Source organism: Microbacterium proteolyticum, assembly GCF_014192415.1.
Classification (GTDB): domain Bacteria; phylum Actinomycetota; class Actinomycetes; order Actinomycetales; family Microbacteriaceae; genus Microbacterium; species Microbacterium proteolyticum.
In genome coordinates this window covers 464,067-479,378 of sequence record NZ_JACHXY010000001.1, presented here as the reverse complement: position 1 = coordinate 479,378, position 15,312 = coordinate 464,067, and the positions used below count along the sequence as shown (strand labels likewise).

At 70.5% G+C, this 15,312-nt stretch carries 14 protein-coding genes; 12 read left to right on the top strand and 2 right to left on the bottom strand.

The features are described from left to right. Positions 1 to 14 precede the first annotated feature (14 nt). From FHS07_RS02270 to FHS07_RS02260, 3 genes are read left to right on the top strand one after another with little or no spacing between them, the layout of a single operon-like run. A complete protein-coding gene (locus FHS07_RS02270) occupies positions 15 to 683 on the top strand; it encodes a response regulator transcription factor (protein WP_183418289.1) in 669 nt (222 codons plus the stop codon). After that, the gene (locus tag FHS07_RS02265; RefSeq protein WP_183418288.1) at positions 676 to 1,932 is read left to right on the top strand and encodes a sensor histidine kinase; all 1,257 of its coding nucleotides are present in this window, start codon (positions 676 to 678) and stop codon (positions 1,930 to 1,932) included. Before FHS07_RS02270 ends, FHS07_RS02265 begins: the two co-directional genes overlap by 8 nt. Next, positions 1,929 to 2,963: a hypothetical protein gene (locus tag FHS07_RS02260; RefSeq protein ID WP_183418287.1), complete on the top strand. Its 1,035-nt coding sequence runs from the start codon at positions 1,929 to 1,931 to the stop codon at positions 2,961 to 2,963. Before FHS07_RS02265 ends, FHS07_RS02260 begins: the two co-directional genes overlap by 4 nt. 250 nt (positions 2,964 to 3,213) lie before the next feature. On the opposite strand, the gene FHS07_RS02255 is transcribed toward FHS07_RS02260, so the two are convergent. Beyond that, the gene (locus FHS07_RS02255; protein ID WP_183418286.1) at positions 3,214 to 3,450 is read right to left on the bottom strand and encodes an acyl-CoA carboxylase epsilon subunit; all 237 of its coding nucleotides are present in this window, start codon (positions 3,448 to 3,450) and stop codon (positions 3,214 to 3,216) included. Next, positions 3,447 to 5,036, bottom strand: coding sequence for a carboxyl transferase domain-containing protein (locus FHS07_RS02250; protein ID WP_183418285.1), 1,590 nt, complete (start codon positions 5,034 to 5,036; stop codon positions 3,447 to 3,449). The genes FHS07_RS02255 and FHS07_RS02250 overlap by 4 nt, the downstream gene beginning before the upstream one ends. 158 nt (positions 5,037 to 5,194) lie before the next feature. Here FHS07_RS02250 and FHS07_RS02245 point away from each other — a divergent pair, with 158 nt between their 5' ends. The 9 genes from FHS07_RS02245 to FHS07_RS02205 all read left to right on the top strand — a co-directional run bounded on the left by FHS07_RS02245 (position 5,195) and on the right by FHS07_RS02205 (position 15,224). After that, entirely contained in the window at positions 5,195 to 5,977 is a 783-nt protein-coding gene (locus FHS07_RS02245) for a biotin--[acetyl-CoA-carboxylase] ligase (RefSeq protein WP_183418284.1), read from the top strand. A 66-nt stretch (positions 5,978 to 6,043) separates the two neighbouring features. Beyond that, on the top strand, positions 6,044 to 6,598 hold the full coding sequence (locus tag FHS07_RS02240) for a PH domain-containing protein (protein WP_183418283.1): 555 nt from the start codon (positions 6,044 to 6,046) through the stop codon (positions 6,596 to 6,598). A 428-nt stretch (positions 6,599 to 7,026) separates the two neighbouring features. Next, positions 7,027 to 8,160 carry a 5-(carboxyamino)imidazole ribonucleotide synthase gene (locus tag FHS07_RS02235; protein ID WP_183418282.1) on the top strand — a complete coding sequence of 378 codons (1,134 nt, stop codon included), beginning with the start codon at positions 7,027 to 7,029 and terminating at the stop codon, positions 8,158 to 8,160. Positions 8,161 to 8,261: 101 nt separating this feature from the next. Then, positions 8,262 to 8,729 carry a 5-(carboxyamino)imidazole ribonucleotide mutase gene (gene purE, locus FHS07_RS02230; protein ID WP_183419369.1) on the top strand — a complete coding sequence of 156 codons (468 nt, stop codon included), beginning with the start codon at positions 8,262 to 8,264 and terminating at the stop codon, positions 8,727 to 8,729. Positions 8,730 to 8,815: 86 nt separating this feature from the next. Continuing rightward, a complete protein-coding gene (locus tag FHS07_RS02225) occupies positions 8,816 to 10,189 on the top strand; it encodes an LCP family protein (protein ID WP_183419368.1) in 1,374 nt (457 codons plus the stop codon). After that, positions 10,186 to 11,289: a glycosyltransferase gene (locus tag FHS07_RS02220; protein WP_183418281.1), complete on the top strand. Its 1,104-nt coding sequence runs from the start codon at positions 10,186 to 10,188 to the stop codon at positions 11,287 to 11,289. Before FHS07_RS02225 ends, FHS07_RS02220 begins: the two co-directional genes overlap by 4 nt. Positions 11,290 to 11,340: 51 nt before the next feature. Continuing rightward, positions 11,341 to 12,279 carry a glycosyltransferase family 2 protein gene (locus FHS07_RS02215; RefSeq protein WP_183418280.1) on the top strand — a complete coding sequence of 313 codons (939 nt, stop codon included), beginning with the start codon at positions 11,341 to 11,343 and terminating at the stop codon, positions 12,277 to 12,279. A gap of 60 nt (positions 12,280 to 12,339) precedes the next feature. After that, positions 12,340 to 12,861 (top strand): hypothetical protein, encoded by a 522-nt coding sequence (locus FHS07_RS02210; protein WP_183418279.1) that lies wholly within the window; start codon positions 12,340 to 12,342, stop codon positions 12,859 to 12,861. Next, positions 12,858 to 15,224 carry an FG-GAP-like repeat-containing protein gene (locus tag FHS07_RS02205; protein WP_183418278.1) on the top strand — a complete coding sequence of 789 codons (2,367 nt, stop codon included), beginning with the start codon at positions 12,858 to 12,860 and terminating at the stop codon, positions 15,222 to 15,224. The genes FHS07_RS02210 and FHS07_RS02205 overlap by 4 nt, the downstream gene beginning before the upstream one ends. Positions 15,225 to 15,312: the final 88 nt, after the last annotated feature.

Below are 15,312 nucleotides of genomic sequence, written 5' to 3'. Positions count from 1 at the left end.
GATACGATGTGAAGATGACCAAAGTCGCTCTCATCGATGACCACGAGTCGGTTCGGCTCGGGCTGGAGGCGGCCCTTGCGCGCACCGCGTCGACCGAGGTCGTCTTCTCGGGTGCCAACGTCGCCGCCTACCTCACCTGGCGTCAGGCGGCCGTGGCATCGCCGGCCGATGTCGTCGTCCTCGATCTGACCCTGGGCGACGGGACGACCGTATCGGAGAACGTCGACCGCGTCGTCCGCGACGGGTCGAGCGTCATCATCCACAGCGTCGCCGACCGTCCGGCGGCCGTGCGCGAGGCTCTCGCCGCCGGGGCCGCGGGCATCGTCAGCAAATCGTCGCCGACGCACGAGGTGCTCGGCGCCATCGTCGCCGTCGCCCGCGGAGAGCTCATCGACAACGTCGAATGGGCCAGTGCCGTGGAGGGCGATCGCGAGTTCGCCGACGCCCAGCTCTCGGCCCGCGAACGCGAGGTGCTGCGGCTGTATGCCGCGGGTCTTCCTCTCAAGGCCGTGGCCGAGCGGCTCGGCGTGGCCTACTCCACCGCCAAAGAGAACATCACCCGTGTGCGGGTGAAATACGTCGAGGTGGGACGACCGGCCCCGACGAAGGTCGATCTGCTTCGACGCGCGATGGAAGACGGCATCCTTCACGACGCTCCCGACGGCGCCGCTCCACATGGCTGAGATCCAGAGGTCGGTCCTCGACGAGGCGTGGGGCCGCATCCCCCACACGCGCGAGACGCAGGCCGATCAGGGCTCCTTCACGCAGACGCGCATCGAGCGTGTCATCACGCTGATCGTCGGATCCGGGTCGCTCGTCCTCGGGGCGCAGGCCCTGGCTGCCGCACTGGGATCGCCCGACGAGGCCACCGAATGGCATGCGCCGCTGGTCGTCGCCGTCTTCGTGCCGTTGGCGGCGATGATCCTCGCCTGTCTCGTCGGCCGGTTCACGAGGGTGTTCGCGGGGATCTTTGCGATCGTGTTCGTCGTGACCCTCGCGCTCTGGCCGTGGGCGACCGCCGGCGGGCCCGCCCCGGCGCCCACCCAGGATCCGTGGGTGTTCTTCCTCGTCAACGTGGCGACCGTCGCGAGCATCGTCGCCTTCCCGATCGGGCTGCAGATCGCGTGGACGATCGCGACCCCCGTCCTGTACGGCGTCGTCCGGCTGCTGCAGGCGCGAAACGACGCGGACTTCGTCGTACCGGTGGCGCTCGACGTCTCGTTCGCGCTCATCCTCGGCAGCGTCCTGCTGACCCTGGGCTGGATGTACCGGTCCGTCGCCGCCAACGTCGACCAGGCGCGTGCGGCCGCCGTCGCCAGCTACGCCTCCGCCGCGGCGACGGCGGCGACCGAGTCCGAGCGGGTGGCGGTGGCCGCCCTCATGCACGACAGCGTGTTGGGCGCCTTGCTCGCGGCCGAACGCGCGTCGACCCCCCGCGAGCGCACGCTCGCCGTCAGCATGGCGCGCGAGGCGCTGACGCGGCTGGCTAACGCCGAGAAGGACGCCTTGGAAGGCAGCGACGAGCCCGTTCCCGCTTCGCGACTGGCCGACGACATCGAGGCGGCCGCGAACGAGCTGGGGGTGCAGCTGAGCGTCATCCGTCAGCTCGACATCGATACCCCCCGCGTGCCCGGACGCGTCGCGCGGGCGCTCGTGCTCGCCGCGCTCCAGGCCGTCGCCAACGCCGTCCAGCACGCTGACGCGCAGGGCCTGACGGTGCAGGTGACCGGCTCGGCGTCGCCGGGCGGGGTGGTCCTGCGCGTGCGCGACACCGGTTCGGGGTTCGATGTCACCTCGGTGGCGCCCGACCGTCTCGGCATCCGCGGGTCGATCCACGCCCGTCTCGCCGCGGTGGGCGGTCGCAGCGACATCGACTCGCATGCGGGGGGCACCACGGTGACGCTCGAGTGGGAGAGCGGGGACCGCTGGTGACCGTCCGCGCCATCCTGTCGTTCCTCGGTGTCGCCCTCACCGCGTACCTCGCCGCCCGTGGTCTCATCTGGACCTCGCCCGAGACGGTCGTGCGCGGCTGGTTGATCGTCGCCGCCCTCGTGGTCTACCTCCCGGTGACGCTGTTGTGGATCTTCGCCCTCGGCGTCCGCGATCGCCCGAGGTCGGCTCCGGCCGCAGCTCCGCCGCGCGCACCGGCGTGGCAGGTCGTGCTGGCACTCGTCGTCGCGGTCTTCGTCTCGAACGCGACGTTCCTCGCCGTCACCGAGGCGGGGCGCACCGAGCCCTTCGTGACGTGGGTCATCGGGGCGATCGGCGCGCTCATGATGATCGTCATGGCACGTCGGCGGCCGGTCGCCGCCTGGACCGGCATCGCGGTGCTCGCGCTGTCGACATCGGTGTGGCTCGGACCCGTGCAGGCGATGGGTCTGGGTCTGCTCGGCTCGATCGTCTGGGTGGCCGCCGCGCAGTTGGTCGTCTTCGCCCTCGATCGGGCGGCGAAGGATGCCGAGAGGCTCGCCGAACTGCAGCAGGCGGCGTCGGCGTGGCAGGCGTCGCAGAGCGGACGTCAGCGAGAGCGTCGGCTGCACGTGCAGCGGGCCCTGCAGACGGCGGGTCCGATCCTGTCGCTCACCATCGAGAACGGCGGCAATCTGCGTCCGTCCGACAAAGCGGCTGCGCGTCGAGCCGAGGCCCGGCTCCGCGACGAGTTGCGCGGCAATCGTCTGCTCGACGACGAGGTGCGCACCGAGATCGACGCCGCGCGGTGCCGCGGCGCGGCCATCAGCCTGTTCGACGAGGGCGGTCTCGACGGCCTCGGTGCGCGCGAGCTCGCCGAGGTCCGGCGGGAACTGGCGAGCATCCTGCGCGAGTCGGTCTCGGAGCGCGTGATCATCCGCACGTCTCCCGACGAGCAGATCGCGGTCACCGTCGTGGGGCGCTCGAGCGGCGACGCCGCGGCCGGCGACGACGACAACGTCGACCTCTGGCGCGAGATCCGCCGCCCGCGCTGACCCTCCGCGGTGCCCGCGCCCGCCGCCGGTGTCTGCGAACCCCGCCTCGCGCCCGAAACAGGTGAGGGGTGAGGGGCGGCGATACGCCGACCCCTCACCCCTGGCGAACGGTTACCCGAAAACCGCCCGCAAGGCCGGATCCGGCTCGATGAGCGGACCGACCGAACGCATAATGCGTTCCAGCTCTTCCAGTATTCGCATCGCTCGTCCCGTCGTCTGTAGGTATTTCGGGGGACACGATGCGCCGGTCTCAGCCGGTGAAGCCGTTCCAGCCCGCCGCACGGTTCAACGGCTCGCGCAGACCGCGGGCATGGAGTTCCCACCGCGAACGCACCGCATCCTCGGGCGCGGTCGCGCCGGCGACCTCGCGGGCGTACTCCTCGCTGACCACGACGATCGCCGCGGCCAGCTCCTCCTCGGTGGGCGCACCGCGCACCACCTCCACCACGACCGGCGGAATCTCCCGGGCGTCGTCCGTGCCGCTCACAGCGGGATGTTCCCGTGCTTCTTCGCGGGCAGGCTCGCGCGCTTGTTGCGCAGCGCCCGCAGCGCCTTCGCGATCGACACGCGCGTCTGCGCCGGCTCGATGATCCCGTCGAGCTCGCCGCGCTCGGCGGCCAGGAACGGGGATGCCACGTTGTAGGTGTACTCGTTGGCGAGACGCGTGCGTACGGCCGCGACGTCTTCGCCGGCCTCTTCGGCACGCTTGATCTCGCCGCGGTAGAGGATGTTCACCGCGCCCTGACCGCCCATGACGGCGATCTCGGCGGTGGGCCAGGCGAGGTTGATGTCGGCGCCGAGCTGCTTGGAGCCCATGACGATGTACGCCCCGCCGTACGCCTTGCGCAGGATCACGGTGACCAGGGGAACGGTGGCCTCGGCGTAGGCGTACAGCAGCTTCGCGCCACGGCGGATGACGCCGGTCCACTCCTGGTCGGTGCCGGGCAGGTAGCCGGGCACGTCGACGAGGGTGACGATGGGGATCGAGAACGCGTCGCAGAACCGCACGAAGCGGCTGGCCTTCTCGCCCGCGTCGATGTTGAGCGTTCCGGCCATCTGCGAGGGCTGATTGGCGATGACGCCGACGGTGCGCCCCTCGATGCGACCGAAGCCGATCACGATGTTCGGCGCGAACAGCGGCTGCACCTCGAGGAACTCCCCGGCATCCACGATCCCGTCGATGACGGTGTGGATGTCGTAGGGCTGGTTGGGGGAGTCGGGGATGACGGTGTTCAGCGAACGGTCGGCGTCGGTCGTCTCGAACTCGAACGGTGTGTCGTAGACGGGGATCTCGGCGAGGTTGTTGTCGGGGAGATACCCGATGAGCCCGCGTGCGTAATCGATCGCGTCGTCCTCGTCCTCGGCGAGGTAGTGCGCGACGCCCGAGCGGGTGTTGTGCGTGTGCGCGCCGCCGAGCTCTTCCATGCCGACGTCCTCGCCGGTGACGGTCTTGATCACGTCGGGGCCGGTGACGAACATCTGGCTGGTCTTGTCGACCATGATGACGAAGTCGGTCAGGGCGGGGGAGTACACCGCGCCGCCCGCTGCCGGGCCCATGATGATCGACAGCTGCGGGATGACGCCCGAGGCGGCGGTGTTCAGACGGAAGATCTCGCCGTACTTGCCGAGGGCGACCACGCCCTCCTGGATACGCGCGCCGCCGGAGTCGAGGATGCCGATGATCGGGATGCCGCTGCGAAGCGCCAGCTCCATCACCTTGATGATCTTGTCGCCGGCGACCTCGCCGAGTGAACCGCCGAAGGTCGAGAAGTCCTGCGCGTACACCGCGACGGTGCGGCCGTGGATGGTGCCGGTGCCGGTGACGACGGAATCGCCGTAGGGACGCGACTTGTCCATTCCAAACGCGCTGGTGCGGTGGCGCACGTACTCGTCGAGTTCGACGAACGAGCCCGGGTCGACCAGCATCTCCAGCCGCTCGCGAGCGGTGAGCTTGCCCTTCGCGTGCTGCTTCGTGCGGGCGGCGGTTTCGGCATCGACGACCGCCTCCTGGAACCTGTTGCGCAGGTCGGCGATCTTGCCGGCGGTCGTGTAGAGATCGGGCTGGTCGGTCACCCTTCCCACCCTAGCGACCGCACCGTCACCCACGTTGGAGGGTGCACACAAGCCAGAGCCGCGGGGGCTGTGGCATCCGGCCAGCGTCGGCGGTATGCCTCCGAGACGATCCGGGCAAGTGGATGCCACGGCACCCGACCGTTCTCTAGGGTGTGGGCATGCCGATCCCCGCCGCCGGATACCCGCTCACCGCCGCCCACAGCCCCCGTGTCCAGGTGGTCGAGACCACCGACTCCACCAACGCCGACGTGGTGGCCGCCGTCGTCGCCGACCCCGCCGGGTGGCCGCACCTGTCGCTGCTCGTCACCGACGACCAGCGCGCGGGTCGGGGACGCCTCGACCGCACGTGGACCGCCCCGGCCGGCACGGCGCTCGCCGTCTCGGTCGTCGTGGACGCCACGATGATCCCGCCCGCCCAGAGGGGGTGGATCCCGCTCGCCGCGGGCGCCGCGATGACCCGCGCGGTGCGCCATCAGCTCACCGGCCACGGCGCGACGGCGGAGCTGAAGTGGCCGAACGACGTGCTCGTCGACGGGGGCAAGATCTGCGGCATCCTCGCCGAGGTCGTGCCCGGCGACGCCGACACCGTGGTGGTGGGTGCGGGGGTGAACACCCGCATGAGCCGTGCCGACCTGCCGGTGACCACGGCGACCTCTTTCGCCGCGATCGGTGCCGAGTGCGACGACGACCGTCTGCTCGCCGACTTCGTCGACGACTTCGGCAAGACCCTCGCCCGCCTCGTGCACGATGACGTGGAGCGCGTGCACCGCGAGATCGAGAAGCTCTGCGCCACCGTCGGCCGTGAGGTCTCGGTGTCGCTCCCCGACGGGTCGACGCTGCAGGGCACGGCCGCGCGGCTCGATGCCGACGGCCGTCTGGTGGTCGGGGTGGGCACGATCGAGACGGTCGTGTCGGCCGGAGACGTCGTGCACGTGCGCTGAGGCGCGGCCCCCTCGACCTCCGCGTGGCACCGGGCGCCCGCCCGCCCGACGCCGCACAATGGGAGCGTGAGTCAGCCCTCGACCCCCCTCGGACGCCCGCGCATGCCGGCGCCGGGAGCGGCCGCACCCGAACTACGCATCGCGCGGCTGCGGTCGCACGCGCGGCGACTCTTCTGGTCGGCGCTCGTGCTGATCGCCACGGCCGGAGCCACGGCCTACTTCTACGACAACCTCCCGGCTCCGTACGAGAATTGGATGCTGCTGACGACGGCGGGCGCGCTTGTGCTGCTGCTCGTCGTGATCCCCTTCTTCTTCTGGCTGTCGCGCACGTGGACGATCACCACGAGGCGCGTGATCGAGCGGTCGGGGCCTTTCGGCGCGAATCGACGCGAGATCTCGCACGTGCGCGGGTACGCGATCCAGCTGCGTCGCGGCATCCTGCAGCGGATGTGGGGCGCGGGAACACTGACACTGTCCAATGGCGTGGAGCCGGCGCTGCGACTGAAGAACGTCCCGAACGCGGTCCTCGTGCACGAGACCCTCGTCGATCAGGTCGAGGTGAACCAGATCCTGGCCCACCGCGACGCGCAGACGTTCGGGTCGGGCTCCGTCGGCCCCTGACCTGCCGCCCTCCCCGCCGCCGCCCGCCCTGGCCTGTCCTGTCAGGTCGGGACACAACGCAGGAGATCCTGGTCGCCCGGCCCTGACCGGCCTCCGCCGCCCGCCCCGCCGCCGCCCGCCCCGCTTGTCCCGCCTGTCCCGCCGGATGGGGACACAACGCAGGAGATCCTGGTCGCCCGGCCCAGGATGACGGCTCTTCGAGCGCAAGGCCGGCGTCCATCTCCTGCGTTGTGTCCTCCATGGTGCGCCCGTCGCCCGGCCTCCCGGCTCGATAGCTGGCGACATGACGCAGGAAGACAGCCGTGCGGGGGACCGCGGTGGACCTGCCCGCCCCGGAGGCGGTGGGAACTCCTGCGTTGTGTCGGGGAGCGGCCGGCTCGCGCCCCCGCGGCCGTGCCGACAGAATGGATGCCGACGGAAGGAGCGGCATGGCGCTGCGAGTCGGAGTGGTCGGTGGCGGACAGCTGGCGCGGATGATGATCGCGCCCGCCGTCGAGTTGGGCATCGAGATCCGCGTCCTCGCGGAAGACGAGGGCATGTCGGCGGCGCTCGCCGCCACCGCCGTCGGCGACTACCGCGACGCCGACACCGTGCTGGCCTTCGCCCGTGACGTCGACGTGATCACCTTCGACCACGAGCACGTGCCGCAGGACGTACTGGCCGCCCTCGTCCAGGCGGGTGTCGCCGTGCACCCCGGCCCCGTCCCCCTCGGCGTTGCGCAGGACAAGCTCGTCATGCGTGCACGAATGGCCGAGCTCGGCCTGCCGCAGCCCGACTGGGCGGCCGTGTCCGACGCCGCCGCGCTGCAGGACTTCCTCGACGCCCACGGCGGTCGCGCCGTGGTCAAGACCCCGCGCGGCGGGTACGACGGCAAGGGCGTGCGCGTCGTCTCGGCGGCGACCGAGGCGGACGACTGGTTCGCCGCCCTCGCGGAAGACGCCGGCGGCGGGTCGCTGCTCGTCGAGGAGCTGGTCGACTTCACGCGCGAGCTCGCGCAGCAGGTCGCTCGCCGTCCGTCGGGAGACGTGCGGGCCTACCCGATCGTCGAGACCGTGCAGCGCGGCGGCGTGTGCGCCGAGGTCATCGCCCCGGCTCCCCGCGCCGACGACCGGGTGCAGCGCGTCGCGGCCGAGATCGGGGTCGCCGTGGCCGAGGGGCTCGGTGTCACCGGCATGCTCGCGGTGGAGCTGTTCGAGACGAGCGACCAGCGCATCCTCATCAACGAGCTCGCCATGCGCCCGCACAACAGCGGCCACTGGACGCAGGACGGCGCCGTCACGAGCCAGTTCGAGCAGCACCTACGCGCCGTGCTCGACCTGCCGCTGGGCTCGACGGATGCCGTCGCCCCGTGGTCGGTCATGATCAACGTCCTGGGTGGCCCCGCCGAAGGCGGTCTCGCCGAACGGTTCCCCGCGGCGATGGCCGCGCATCCTTCAGCCAAGATCCACACCTACGGCAAGGCGCCGCGCCCCGGGCGCAAGGTCGGGCACGTCAACGTCGTCGGCGGCGATCTCGACGAGATCGTCTACGAAGCACGGGGTGCGGCTTCGTTCTTCGACTGATCGTGTCGCGTGCCGTTCCGCGATCTTCCAGCGAGCGCGCCTAGCCTGGACCGGTGACCCGGCCGCTGCATTCTTCCGAGACGCCCGTGGTCGGCGTCGTCATGGGCTCCGACTCCGATTGGCGCGTGATGAGCGACGCCTCCCAGGTGCTGACGGAGTTCGGTATCCCGCACGAGGTCGAGGTGGTCTCCGCACACCGCACCCCCGACAAGCTCGTGCGGTACGGCCGTGAAGCGCGCGACCGGGGTCTTCGCGCCATCATCGCCGGCGCCGGCGGCGCCGCGCATCTGCCGGGCATGCTGGCATCCGTCACCGCACTCCCCGTCATCGGCGTGCCCGTCCAGTTGGCGACACTCGACGGTCTGGACTCGCTGTTGAGCATCGTCCAGATGCCCGCCGGCATCCCGGTCGCCACGGTCTCGATCAACGGCGCGAAGAACGCGGGCCTCCTCGCCGCTCGCATCCTCGGCAGCGCAGACGCCGCCCTCGCCGAGAGCGTCGAGGCCTACGCGAAAGACCTGGAGGCGCAGGTCGAGGAGAAGAACCGCCGCCTCAAGGACTCCCTGTGACGCTCACCGCCGCCCGGCCCGGCACGCCGGCTCGGGCCATCGAATCCCGACCGCTGCGCAATCCCGACGCCACCTCCTCCGAGGTCATGACGCGTCGCGGCTGGTGGCTCGTCGTGCTCAATTTCCTGATCCCCGGGTCGGCGCAGGTGCTGGCAGGCAATCGCCGGCTCGGCCGCATCGGCCTCGGCGCGACCCTCTTCATGTGGACGCTGATCGCGCTCGGCGCGTTGACGGGGCTGCTGTGGCCGACGGGTCTGTTCACCTTCGTGACCGGGTCGTTCCTGCCCGACTTCCTCTCGGCCCTCCGGCCGCTGCCACTGACGGTCGTGCAGATCGCCCTCCTCGCCTACGTGGCGCTGTGGATCGTGCTGACCATCGACACGCTCCGGCTCGTGCGCCTCGTGCGGGTGGGGCCGTTGGCGCGGGTCGCCATGGCCGTCGTGGCGGTGGTGCTCCTGGTGCTCTCGGGTTCGGGGGCGGCGTATGCGGCGCAGATCGCGGGGAGCACGCGCGACGCGTTGTCGTCGCTCTTCGCCCAGTCGGGGCCGATCGTGCCGCCGTCCGACGGGTACTACAACATCCTGCTGCTCGGAGCGGACTCCGGCGAGGGGCGCGATTCGATGCGCTTCGACAGCATCTCGGTCGTGTCGATCAACGCCGACACCGGTGCGACGACGATCACCGGCATCCCGCGCGACATGCCCCACTTCCCGTTCGCGCCCGGGCCCATGCAGGACAAGTACCCCGACGGTCACCAGGGCTACGCGGACCCCACCTGCGGATGGGGGAGCGGTGTGAACCAGCTCCGCACCGAGGTCGAGGTGTGCCAGAACGGCGACGCGCTGTACCCCGATGCGCGCGCGAATGCCTCCGAGCCGGGGATCGAAGCGACAAAGGATGCCGCTGAGGGCATCCTCGGCATCCAGATCCCCTACTACGTGCTCATCGATATGAAGGGCTTCGCCGACGTGATCGACGCCCTCGGCGGCGTCGACATCACGGTGCAGGAGCGACTGCCCAAGGGCGGCCCCGCGTACGACGGCCAGCCCGTCGACGACTGGGCGTTCGGCTGGATCGAGCCCGGCGCGCAGAAGATGGACGGCGACACGGCGCAGTGGTACGCGCGGTCGCGCTACACCACGAGCGACTTCGACCGCATGCGCCGCCAGCGCGAGCTGCAGGAGGCGATCCTCGCCCAGTTCACGCCGCAGAACGTGCTGACGCGGTTCCAGCAGGTCGCCGAGTCCAGCACGAATATCGTCCAGACCGACCTGCCGCAGAGCCTGATAGCCCCCACGCTCGTCGATCTCGCGCTGAAGGCGAAGGATCAGCCCATCAACACCCTCGAGCTCACCCCCGAGGGCGGCGTCGACGAGTACGACCCGGACTACGCCCAGGTGCAGCAGATGGTGCGCGACGCACTTCACCCGGCGACCGCGACCGAGGAGCCGGCACCGTGACCGTCACCCTCCGCGTCGTGCTCGACCAGCTCGTCTCGCCGACCTCGCCCGACCTCGCCGAAGCATCGGCGTCGCTCACCGAGGCCCTCATCGCCACAGCTCCCCGCGGGTGCGACGTCTCGGCGATCGTCCCCGCCCCGGGCATCCCCGACGACGCCGCCGTGACCGGGCTCAGCTCCGAGACGCGGCTGGCCGTGCGCCGACGCGAGCTCGCGGCATCCTGGCAGCTCGGTGTCACCCCCGGTATCGGCAGGGGCCTGATCCACTCGCCGACGGCGCTGGCCCCGCTCGTGCGGCACGATCGCGTCAACGAGACGCACCAGATCGTCGTCACCCTGTGGGAGCTGCGGGCGTGGGAGACGCCGGACGAGCTGCCGAAGGCCGAGATCCTCGCCTGCCGGGCCCTGCTGTCGCGCGTGACCAAGCACGCCGACGCCGTCATCGTGCCCACCCACGCCATGGCGGCGCGCCTGACCGAGCTGGCGAAGAGCAAGCTGTCGAAGAAGGTGCGCGTCATCGGCGGCGCTCCCGCCGCCGGCCTCCGCGTGCCCTCGGATGCCGTGGGGCGCCTCCGCGCCCTCGACCTGCCGTCGTCGTTCCTCGCGCTCGCCGGCGGGTCGGCGCCGTCCGACGCGCTCGCCGCCGCCTTCGCCGCGGTCGTCGGGGCGAAGTGGGACGGCGACGTCGTCGTGCTCGACGTGCCCGAGGGGGAGGAACCCGCCGTCGCCGACATCGCCGCCGCCGCCGGCCTCGCCGAGGCGCGCGTGCACAGCCGCGGAACCCTCGACCGGTGGGATCGGGCCGCCGTGCTCTCCCATGCGGCCGCGTTCATCGCAGCGTGCGGCCGCACCGACTGGCCGTGGCGCGCGGTCGACGCCCTCGCCGTCGGGGTACCGATCGTCGCGGTCGACAGCCCGGTGCACCGCGAGGTGCTCGCGGACGCGGCCGCCTACGCCGCCCCCGACGACCTCGGCGACGCACTCTCCCGTGCTCTGGGCGAGGATGCCGAGCGGCTGCGCGTGCTCGCCGGCGACCGCGCGAAGGGCTTCGCCTGGAACGCAGCGGCGGAGCGCGTGTGGGCGTTGCACGCGGAGTTGTAACGGGGTCCGCGCTGAACGGCGCCGGTTGCTCACCGCAATAAGCTCGTCACCATGACAGAGCGCGTCGGGATCGTCGTCCGCACCCGGCAGCGGCCGGAATTCCTTCGCAGGGCGCTCGACGACATCGCGGCGCAGTCCTTCCGCTCCTTCCGCGTCGTCGTCGTCAACGACGGCGGTGATCCCGCCGAAGTCGATGACGTGGTCGCCGCCTCGGAGCTGCCAGCCGCGACGGTCCTCCACATCGCCGCCGGCGACGGCGGACGGTGCGTCGCCGCCAACCTCGGCGTCCGCGAGGCGGAGACGGAGTACGTCGTGCTGCACGACGACGACGATCGCTGGCACCCGGAGTTCCTTTCGCGGACGGTGGCCTGGCTCGACGACACCTCGTCCGACGCGGCCGTCGCCGTGCCCACCGAGATCGTCTACGAAGAGAACCGCGCGGGAACGTGGGTGGAGGTGGGGCGAGCTCCGTTCTGGGCCGGCATGCAGCGCATCTCCCTCACCGAGATGCTCAGCGTCAACCGCGCGGTCCCGATCTCGGTGCTCTATCGTCGCGCTCTACACGACGAGGTCGGTTGGTATGACGAGACCCTCGACGCCGTGGAGGACTGGGACCTCTATCTGCGCATCCTGCGAGCCGGCGGCATCGGTTTCCTTCCCGGCGAGGCGCTCGCCTTCTGGACGCAGCGACCGGATGCCACGGGCCGGGATGCCAACAGCATGTTCGCCCTGACCGAAGAACACGCCGCAGACGACGCACGCGTGCGCGACCGATCGCTGGCGGAGTGGGTGCGCCGGGAGGGCGACGGGTTGCCGCTGTACCTCGCCTCGTTGCACGAGGAGACCGCGAGGCACATCGACGCCCGTGTCGACGAGCTGGAGCGGACTCTGCGCGCGCGGATCCAGGACGATCTGCGTCGCGAACTCGACGCGCATCAGCCGGTCTGGTCGCGACTCCGGCGGCTCCGTCGCCGCGTCGGACGACGGTGACGACGGCGGCGCACCCGGTTCGGCAGTGACGTCAGCGGTGCGATCATTCATACTGATCGCGTGAAGCACGTCATCGACGCCGTCGTCCCCCGCCCGTCCCGGCATCGCCGTGTCGTGCTCCCCGGAGTGATCGTGGCGGGCCTCGCGCTGCTCTCGGCCTGTGCCACGGCGGGGGGATCCGTGGCTCCCAGCCCCACCCCGGACACGTCCGCGACGGTGTCCGCGTCCCCGACGCCGACCGGTGCCGCCTCGCCCGACCCGAGCCCCCAGGCGACGCCCGCGACGGATGAGCCGTTCAACGGTCAGATCCTCATCGTGACGTCGGAGATCCGCGACGGCCGTCTCGAAGTCACGGCCATGGTGCCCGAGGTGGCGGAGTCCGGGGGCGTGTGCACCCTCACGGTGCCATCGAGCGGTGCCAGCGTGGCGACGGAGGCGACCGAGGGCAAGGACGTCACCTATTGCGGGGTGATGTCCGTCGAGGTCGCGGGACCCGCCGAAGACGTCGCCTTCACGGTGTTGTACGCATCGGCGACGACGCGGGCCGAATCGTCGCTCACGACGGTCGAGCCCGCCGCGTGACCCGCGCGACGACCCTCGGTCGGCGCGCGGCGGCGTTCATCACCATCTGGGCCTGCGCCCTGGCGGTGCTCGTCGCGCTCCCCGCCACCGTCTCGCCGACCTCGTCGGCCTCGGCCGCGAACGCGGCGGACTGGAACGCGGGCAACATCATCGACGACGCGGTCTTCTACGACAGCAACGCGATGAGCTCGGGTGAGATCCAGACGTTCATGGAGCGCCAGGTGCGCTCGTGTCAGTCGGGCTACACCTGCATCAAGGACTATCGCCAGAACACCGACAACAGACCCGCCGACCGCTACTGCGACGGATACTCCGGGCGGGCGAACGAGAGCGCGTCGACCATCATCGACCGCGTCGCCCGCTCGTGCGGCATCAGCCAGAAGAGCCTCCTCGTCCTGCTCCAGAAAGAGCAGGGCCTCATCACCTCCACGTCGCCGTCGGCGTGGAACTACTCCGCCGCCACCGGTCAGGGCTGCCCCGACACCGCCCCCTGCGACGCCTCGACCTCCGGCTTCTTCTACCAGGTGTACTACGCCGCGCGGCAGTTCGAGATCTACCGGCTCTCCCCGACCTCGTGGGGTTATCAGGCGGGCCGCTACAACAACATCCTGTACAACCCCAACGGCAATTGCGGAACGCAGCGCGTCTACATCGAGAATCAGGCGACGGCAGGGCTCTACATCTACACGCCGTACGTCCCGAATCAGGCGGCGCTGAACAACCTCTACGGCACGGGTGACGGCTGCTCGGCCTACGGCAATCGCAACTTCTGGCGCACGTTCACGGACTGGTTCGGCTCGACGCGGTATACGCCGAAACTGCCGCAGTACGGAGAGGATCCGTCGGTAGTGGCGGTGGACGCTTCGGGGAGTGTGCTGTCGTACCCCTTCAAGAACAGCGCGTGGGGAGCCCGTGTCCGCACCGCCGGGGGTGTAGCCGGCACGGACCGCGTCTTGTCGATGGGCGACTTCGACGGTGACGGGCGGCGCGACATGATCGTGATCGACGAGGCCAAGACGGTTTGGCTGCGTCCCCTCGCCGAGCAGGGCAACGATCTACCTCCCAAACGCATCGACGTCGACTGGTCGGACGCCCCGTTCATCAGCGCGGCTGGAGACGCCGACGGTGACGGTGCCCCCGACGTGTACACGACGACGAAGGACGGACGGCTGCTGTTCTGGAAGGGGACCGGCTACGGAACTTTCGCCGCGCCTCGTCAGGTCGGAAGCGGCTGGACCGGATACACCGCCTTCGTCGGCGGCTCCGACATCACCGGCGACGGTGCGCCGGACCTGCTCGCGCGGGACGACTCCGGAGCACTGTGGAGCTACCGTGGTGACGGCAAGGGCGGGTTCCGCGACGGCCGGGATTATCTCGGCGGTGGATGGGACGCCATGAGGATCATCCTCATGCCCGGTGACTTCACCGGAGACGGCCCCGGCGACATCCTCGCCGTCGACAGGTCGGGTGTGATGTGGGCCTACGCCGGTGGCAACAACGGCACTTTCAGTCGTGCGAGCGCACCGGTCGGCAGCGGTTGGTCGGTAATGAGTGTCGTCACGAGCGAGGGGGCCCGGCCGGGTTGGCGCAGATCGTTCCCCGGCGGAGCGGGAGACCTTACCGGCGACGGCCTGAGCGACGTGGTCGCCGTGTCGAGTAAGGGTGTGATGAGCGTCTACCCCGGAAACGGCTCGGGCGGCTGGCTGGGCCCCATTCAAGTGGATGCCAAGTGGGGTTCGGCGAAGATCGTGCCCCTGGGCGATTTCACCGGCGACGGTCGCGCGGATCTCGGCCGTATCGCGAGTGACGGCACCTTCCAATTGCTGCGCGGCAAGGGGGACGGAACGTTCGAAAAGCCGACGACGATCGGTAGCGGGTGGAGCGGATTCGGGATAGTAACCGGTGGCATCGATTTCGACGGCGACCGCCGCGTGGACGTCGTAGCCCGCGACGCCTCGGGAGGGCTGCAGCTCTACCGTGGCGACGGAATGGGCGGGTGGTTGATCGACCAGGCCCAGCCCATCGGTTTCGGCTGGGGAATCATCGATTCCCTCTCCGCGGCGGGCGACGTCGACGGCGACCGGGTCAATGACTTCATCGCACGCCGTACCGACGGCACGCTGTGGATGTACGGTGCCGACGGGCGCGGCAACTGGGGGTCGATCAGGCAGATCGGCACCGGCTGGAATGTCTTCGGCACCGTCTTCAGCCCCGGGAACTTCGACGGATCCGGCGGACCGGATGTGCTGGGCCGGGCCTCCAACGGCGACCTCTTCCTTTATCGCGGCGACGGCGGCGGCGGCTGGCAGGGCGACAAGGTGCTTGCGGGCATCGGGTGGAGCGTCATGTCGCAGATCCGTTGAGCCGTCGTTCGGTGAAGCGGAGGCCGGCCCCGTCGTTCACGACGTACAGGAGCATCGAGGACACTGGAGTGTCGGCGTTTTCGAAAGT

What these genes read in the sequence shown, in the direction of transcription:
- FHS07_RS02270 (WP_183418289.1), top strand. Translation starts at nt 15, where the DNA reads ATGACCAAAGTCGCTCTCATCGATGACCACGAGTCGGTTCGGCTCGGG.
- FHS07_RS02265 (WP_183418288.1), top strand. Translation starts at nt 676, where the DNA reads ATGGCTGAGATCCAGAGGTCGGTCCTCGACGAGGCGTGGGGCCGCATC.
- FHS07_RS02245 (WP_183418284.1), top strand. Translation starts at nt 5,195, where the DNA reads ATGCCGATCCCCGCCGCCGGATACCCGCTCACCGCCGCCCACAGCCCC.
- FHS07_RS02235 (WP_183418282.1), top strand. Translation starts at nt 7,027, where the DNA reads ATGGCGCTGCGAGTCGGAGTGGTCGGTGGCGGACAGCTGGCGCGGATG.
- purE (WP_183419369.1), top strand. Translation starts at nt 8,262, where the DNA reads ATGGGCTCCGACTCCGATTGGCGCGTGATGAGCGACGCCTCCCAGGTG.
- FHS07_RS02225 (WP_183419368.1), top strand. Translation starts at nt 8,816, where the DNA reads ATGACGCGTCGCGGCTGGTGGCTCGTCGTGCTCAATTTCCTGATCCCC.
- FHS07_RS02215 (WP_183418280.1), top strand. Translation starts at nt 11,341, where the DNA reads ATGACAGAGCGCGTCGGGATCGTCGTCCGCACCCGGCAGCGGCCGGAA.